The 6,019-nt window shown below is 70.0% G+C and carries 5 protein-coding genes; 4 read left to right on the top strand and 1 reads right to left on the bottom strand.

The annotated features are described in order from the left end of the window. Positions 1 to 230: 230 nt before the first annotated feature. On the bottom strand, positions 231 to 1,088 hold the full coding sequence (locus ABZ826_RS38620) for an IclR family transcriptional regulator (RefSeq protein WP_361459175.1): 858 nt from the start codon (positions 1,086 to 1,088) through the stop codon (positions 231 to 233). A 290-nt stretch (positions 1,089 to 1,378) separates the two neighbouring features. On the opposite strand from ABZ826_RS38620, the gene ABZ826_RS38615 reads away from it, so the two are divergent. The 4 genes from ABZ826_RS38615 to ABZ826_RS38600 all read left to right on the top strand — a co-directional run bounded on the left by ABZ826_RS38615 (position 1,379) and on the right by ABZ826_RS38600 (position 5,807). Beyond that, the gene (locus ABZ826_RS38615) at positions 1,379 to 2,749 is read left to right on the top strand and encodes an aspartate aminotransferase family protein (RefSeq protein ID WP_361459173.1); all 1,371 of its coding nucleotides are present in this window, start codon (positions 1,379 to 1,381) and stop codon (positions 2,747 to 2,749) included. Continuing rightward, on the top strand, positions 2,749 to 3,936 hold the full coding sequence (locus ABZ826_RS38610) for a mandelate racemase/muconate lactonizing enzyme family protein (RefSeq protein ID WP_361459171.1): 1,188 nt from the start codon (positions 2,749 to 2,751) through the stop codon (positions 3,934 to 3,936). The genes ABZ826_RS38615 and ABZ826_RS38610 overlap by 1 nt, the downstream gene beginning before the upstream one ends. Beyond that, complete coding sequence (locus tag ABZ826_RS38605) at positions 3,933 to 4,778, top strand: amidohydrolase family protein (protein WP_361459169.1); 846 nt, start codon at positions 3,933 to 3,935, stop codon at positions 4,776 to 4,778. Before ABZ826_RS38610 ends, ABZ826_RS38605 begins: the two co-directional genes overlap by 4 nt. Positions 4,779 to 4,967: 189 nt before the next feature. Beyond that, positions 4,968 to 5,807, top strand: a complete 840-nt coding sequence (locus tag ABZ826_RS38600) for an SDR family oxidoreductase (protein WP_361459167.1) — start codon at positions 4,968 to 4,970, stop codon at positions 5,805 to 5,807. Positions 5,808 to 6,019 lie beyond the last annotated feature (212 nt).

Here is a 6,019-nt window from a genome sequence, read left to right as displayed (position 1 = left end):
TGTGGTGGTGCGGAACGCTCATGCGGACTTCGCCTTCCGAGAAGTGCCGAAAGTGAGGGAGCGTTCCTGCGGTGGACTGCCGTGAGGCGGATGGCTGAAAGAGATCCGGCCGTCGGATGTCCACGACGCGATGGGCAGGCGTCGGAAGCGGGCCGGAAGGGGTAAATCGCCGGTGACGAAAGAATGTCACCGCGGTTGGCAGGGAACCTACGGCGGGTTGTGTCGATCGGTCAAGACCCGAATCCGTCGGAATCCGACGTGTCGCTGCCCGACGCTCCGTCCTCCGCGTCGTCGACCCAGCCCAGCGAGACGCTGATCCGGCGGGCCGCGTCCCGGACCTGGCCGCCCAGTTCCTGGTAGCGCCAGGCCGGCAGGCCGAGCTTGAGACCGGTGATGGAGACGGCCCCGGCGCACACCGACCGGTCGTCGAAGACCGGTGCCCCGATGCAGATGATGCCCTCGGCGTCCTCCTCGTCGTCCAGGGCGTAGCCGACCCGGGCGATGTCACGCAGATGCGACAGGAAGGTGGCCGGGTCGGTGATCGTGCGGGAGGTGCGCCGGGGCAGCCCGAACCGCTCGACGACCGCGGCGGCCTCGCTCTGTGGCACGGTGGAGAGCAGGGCCTTGCCCAGCCCCGTGCAGTGCGGCAGCTCGCGCTGGCCCATCCGCAGATCGAGCCGGACGCGCTGGTCGAGCTCGACCTGGTCCACGACGACCGCGTGGCCGTCCTCGGGCACGGCGAGCCGGGACGCCATGCCGGTGGTCCGGGTGAGCTCGCTCAGCACGGGATGGGCCACCCCGCGCAGGGAGACCTGGGAGCGGGCCCGGTCGCCGAGCCGGGCCAGGCTCATGCCGAGCCGGTAGCGACGGTTCATGCCCTCGCCGTCGTCCGAGACGAGGCCGTAGGCGCGCAGGGTCTGGAGCATGCCGAAGGCGGCGCTCTTGGAGATCGAGCAGGCCTGGCCGACCTCCGTGACGCTCAGGCCGTTGCCCTGCGTGGGGGCGGCGAGCGCTTCGAGGATGTCCGCTGCCCTGGCCACGCTCTTGACCCAGTACTTCGGTTCTTCTGTGGCAGAGCTGTTCGTCATAGCAGAACAGCGTAGTGCCTCCGGGGAGGCCGTGAGGCGCTTTCGTCGTGAAATAGACGCGACAGCGGGCCTTTCGGTGCCAGGAAGGGGGTTGACCGGCCTCGGCGCCGCACGTAATATCCAGGCACTGTTCTGCTCTACAGAACAGTGTTCGGAAAAACCGAGACGCACCACCCAAGCACCACGGATCACCTCTTCCTGCGGCGACTGCCGGGCGGATGGCGCCAGGGGCTCACGGGCCGGGCAGGGCCTGCGAAAACCGACGACTTTCGACGCAAGGAGCAAGCGATATGAGTTCAGGCCCGGTAGGCAACGAATCCGGAGCCCGACTCGCCGAGCGCGCCCGCCAGGTCGTACCCGGCGGCGTGAACAGCGGTCAGCGCAGCGTTCCCGGACTGACCGACCTGGTCGTCACCGGGACCGACGGCGCACGGTTCCGTACCGCCGACGGACGCGAGTACACCGACTTCCACTCGGCGTTCGGCCCGCCGCTGCTCGGTCACAACGACCCCGACGTGGCCCGCGCCACCGCCGAGGCCGGCGCCACCCTCGGCCACATGGGCGTCGGCGTCACCGAGGGTGAGGTCCTCCTCGCCGAACAGCTCACCGAGCTGATCCCGTCGATCGAGAAGGTGCTGCTCACCAGCACCGGCAGCGAGGCCACGTTCCACGCGCTGCGCGTCTCCCGCGCCGCCACCGGTCGCCGCCTGGTCGTCAAGTTCCAGGGCTGCTACCACGGCTGGCACGATGCGGTCAGTCTCAATGTCATCTCCGCCCCCGAGAAGGTCGGCGGCCACGACCCGATCTCGACCGGCATCCTGCCCGAGGTCCTCGAAGCCACGCTCGTCCTGCCCTTCAACGACAGCGAGGCCGTCCGTCGCACCTTCGCCGAGCACGGCGCCGACATCGCCGCCGTCATCGTCGAGCCCGTTCCGCACAACGTCGGCGCGCTCCTGCCGTACCAGGAGTTCCTCACCACGCTGCGCGAGGAGACCACGAAGGCCGGCAGCGTCCTGATCTTCGACGAGGTCATCACCGGCTTCCGCCACGACATCGGCGGCTGGCAGAAGATCTCCGGCGTCACCCCCGACCTCACCACCCTCGGCAAGGCCATCGCCAACGGCGCCCCCGTCGGCGCGATCGGCGGCCGCGCCGACCTGATGGACCTCTTCTCCACCCGTCCCGGCGCCCCCGCCTTCTTCGCCGGTACCTACAACGGTCACCCGTCGGTCGTCGCCGCCGCCCTCGCCACCCTGCGCAAGCTCCGCGAGGAACCGGTCCACGAGCACGTCTTCCGGCTCGGCGAGCGCGTCCGCACCGAACTGACCGGGCTGTACGAGCGCCTCGGCGTCCCCGCGGTCGTCACCGGTTACGGCTCCGTCTTCGTCAGCTACTTCATGCCGGGCGAGACCCCCCGTACCTATGCGGACCTGCTGAACAACGACGCCTCCCTGTTCGTCGGCTACCGCCGGGGGCTCCTCGACCACGGCCTGTTCGAGCTGCCGCTCAACCTCAAGCGCAGCCACATCAGCTACGCCCACACCGATGCCGACGTGGACCGCCTGATCGAGGGCACCGAGGCCGCGGTCAAGGCCGTCCTCGCCGACGGCGGCGCCCGCGACCTGGAGAACACCTCCACCATGGGCGGAGCGACCCGCTGATGCTGACCGTCAACCGCACCCGTCCCGCGGGCCCCGCCGGACGCATCACCCGCGTCGAGACCCTGATGCTCGGTACCTCCTGGCGCGACTTCGGCTACGTCCGGGTCCACACCGACGAGGGCCTGAGCGGCATCGGCGAGATCACCCACCCCTACCGGGTCCGCGAGGTCTGCGCGCTCACCGAGGCACTGGCGCAGCGCCATCTCATCGGCGCCGACCCCTTCGACATCGAGGAGCTCTGGCTCCGCGTCTACCAGGGCGACTTCCTGCGCGGCGGCGACATGGGCGGCGTCGCCCTGTCCGGCCTCGACCAGGCGATGTACGACCTGATGGGCAAGGCGCTCGGCGTCCCCGCGTACCGGCTGACCGGCGGCGCCTGCCGCGACAGCGTACGGGTGTACGCCAACGGCTGGTACACCGGCGAACGCGAGCCCGAGACCTTCGCCGCCAAGGCGAAGGAGACCGTGGCGAAGGGTTTCACCGCCCTGAAGTTCGACCCGTTCGGCCCCGGACTCCACGAGCTGGAACGCGCCGAACTGCGTCGCTCCATCGACCTCGTGGCCGCCGTCCGCGAAGCCATCGGGCCGGACGTCGACCTGTTCATCGAGGGCCACGCGCGGTTCGCCATGCCGACCGCCGCCCGTCTCGTACGAGAACTGGAACCGTTCGACATCGGCTGGTTCGAGGAGCCGATGCCCTGGACCCACATCGAGCGCTATGCGGAGCTGCGGCAGCGCGCCGCTTTCCCGATCTCCGGCGGCGAGCACTTCCACAACCGCTACGAGTACAAGCAGCTCTTCGCCACCGACGCGGTCGACATCATCCAGCCCGACCTCTCGATGGCCGGCGGCTTCACCGAGGTCAGGAAGCTCGCCGCGATCGCCGATACCCACGGCATGCTCGTGGCCCCGCACAACTCCAACTCGCCGCTCTGCACCACCGTCTCGGTGCACGCGACGCTCGGAATCCCCAACTTCAAGATCCTCGAAACCTTCGACGGACTCCTGGAGGACTACGTCTTCGACGCCCTCAAGGGCACCCTCCCGATCGTCGACGGCCACATCGGTCTGCCGACCGCCCCGGGGCTCGGCGTCGAGCTCGTCGACGAGGTCTTCGAGGAACACCCGCCCAGCCACCGCTTCTGGAACATGTTCGCGGACGGCTGGGAGAAGCGGAACCGGACATGATCGTCGACGTCCACTCGCACCTCTTCCGGCACAGCCACGACTTCACCGACCCGTTCAAGTCGGACTCCGCCCGTGCCCACGCGGGCGAGGTCGACCTCACGGTGAAGTGGGAGGAGTACGCCGCCACGGCACCCGAGGGCACCCGCACGATCGTCGTGGGCGGCAAGGCGCGGCGCAGCGGACTCTGGGTCGACGACGCGGCCGTCGCCTCGTACGTCGGACAGCACCCCGACCGGCTCATCGGCTACCTCTCCCTCGACCCCACCCAGCCCGGCTGGCAGGACGAACTCCGCCACGGCCACCAGGAACTGGGTCTGCGCGGCATCAAACTGATGCCGATGTACGCGGGCTTCGACCCGGCCGCCGAGGAGTACGACGAGCTGTACGGCTACGCCGAACGGCACGGACTCCCGCTCCTGGTGCACACCGGCACGACGTTCGTGTCGAAGGCGCCCCTGGAGTGGGCGATGCCCCGCCACCTGGACGCGGTCGCCATCCGCCACCCCGAACTGCGGATGGTCCTCGCCCACCTCGGCCACCCCTTCGAGGGCGAGTGCATCGCGGTGATCCGCAAGCACTCGCACGTGTACGCGGACATCAGCGCCCTGCACTACCGGCCCTTCCAGCTCTGGCACAGCCTCCGGCTCGTCCAGGACTACGGGGTCTTCGACAAGCTGATGTTCGGCAGCGACTACCCGTTCACGACGGTCGACGACTCGGTGAAGGGGCTGCGGGAGATCGCCCGCATCCCCGGCATCCCCGGACTGCCGCCGCTCGACGCGGACGCGGTGGAGGAGATCATCCACCGGCCGTCGCTGGACCTGCTGGGGCTGAGCGGCTGACCCGGCCGTTCCCCACGAACCTGTCGGCCGGCGTCCGGAGCAACCCCCTGTCCGAGGGCCCCGGCCGGCAGCCGGGCCGCCGCGCTCCCACCCCAGTGTCCCTGCGCGGCGGCCCGGACCTCTCCGGCGGATCAGGGCCGGAATCACCGCACCCCTCTTTCGTACCTCTCCGCCTGGAGGAACCCCGCCATGACCGCAGCCGTCCCGCCCCGCGGAACCGACCGCTTCGACCTGACCGGCCGCACCGCGGTCGTGACCGGGGCCGCTCGGGGCCTCGGCCGGTCCTTTGCCGTCGGGCTCGCCGAGGCGGGCGCCGATCTGGTCCTCGTCGACCTGCCCGGTGCCGACGGCGTCGCCGAGACCGCGGCGGCCGTCGAGGCGCTGGGCCGCAGGGTCCGCACCTACGGCCAGGACCTCGCGGACATCGACGCGCTGCCCGGCTTCGTCGATGCCGTACGCGCCGAGGCCGGACCGCTGCACATCCTGGTCAACAACGCGGGAACGGCGGCGCTGGAACGCTTCAACGAGATCACCCCCGCGAGCTGGTCGCACATCATGCGGGTCAACGTCGACGCGGTCTTCTTCCTCAGCCAGCGCATCGCCGAACACATGACGGCGGATGCTGTCGCCGGCCGCATCATCACCATCACCTCGAAGAACGCCCTGGTGGCGGAGGCGGGTCTGGCCCACTACAACGCCTCCAAGGCCGCCGCCCAACTGCTCACCGAGACCCTGGCGGTCGAACTCGCCCCGCACGGCATCACCGCCAACACCCTCGCGCCCGGCATGGTCGAGACCCCGATCGACGGAGAGTTCCCCTTCGACCGGGAAGCCTTCGAATCCGCCTACCGCGAGCGCATCCCGCTGGGCAGGTACGCACAGCCGGACGAATGCGTGGGCGCGCTGTTGCTGCTCGCCTCGGACGCCGGGGCGTATCTCACCGGGGCACGGATCGTCGTCGACGGGGGAGTGCTGGCCGACCAGATGCCGCGCATGCGCTTCATGCCGCCGTACCGCAACACGATCTGACCTCCGCGCTTCGTCCCGCCGTACCGCGCCGCCGTCCGACGTCCGCGCTTCGTCCCGCCGTACCGCGCCGCCGTCCGACGTCCGCGCTTCGTCCCGCCGTACCGCAACACGATCCGACCGCGACCGACCGGCAGTCGGTCCTCATCGAGCACGCATCGACACAGCGAGGAGCACCTCCGCCATGTCCGTCAATGCATCGTCCTCCGCCCCGT

This window comes from Streptomyces sp. NPDC047515 (assembly GCF_040643055.1).
Classification (GTDB): domain Bacteria; phylum Actinomycetota; class Actinomycetes; order Streptomycetales; family Streptomycetaceae; genus Streptomyces.
This window is presented reverse-complemented; position numbering and strand designations above follow the sequence as displayed.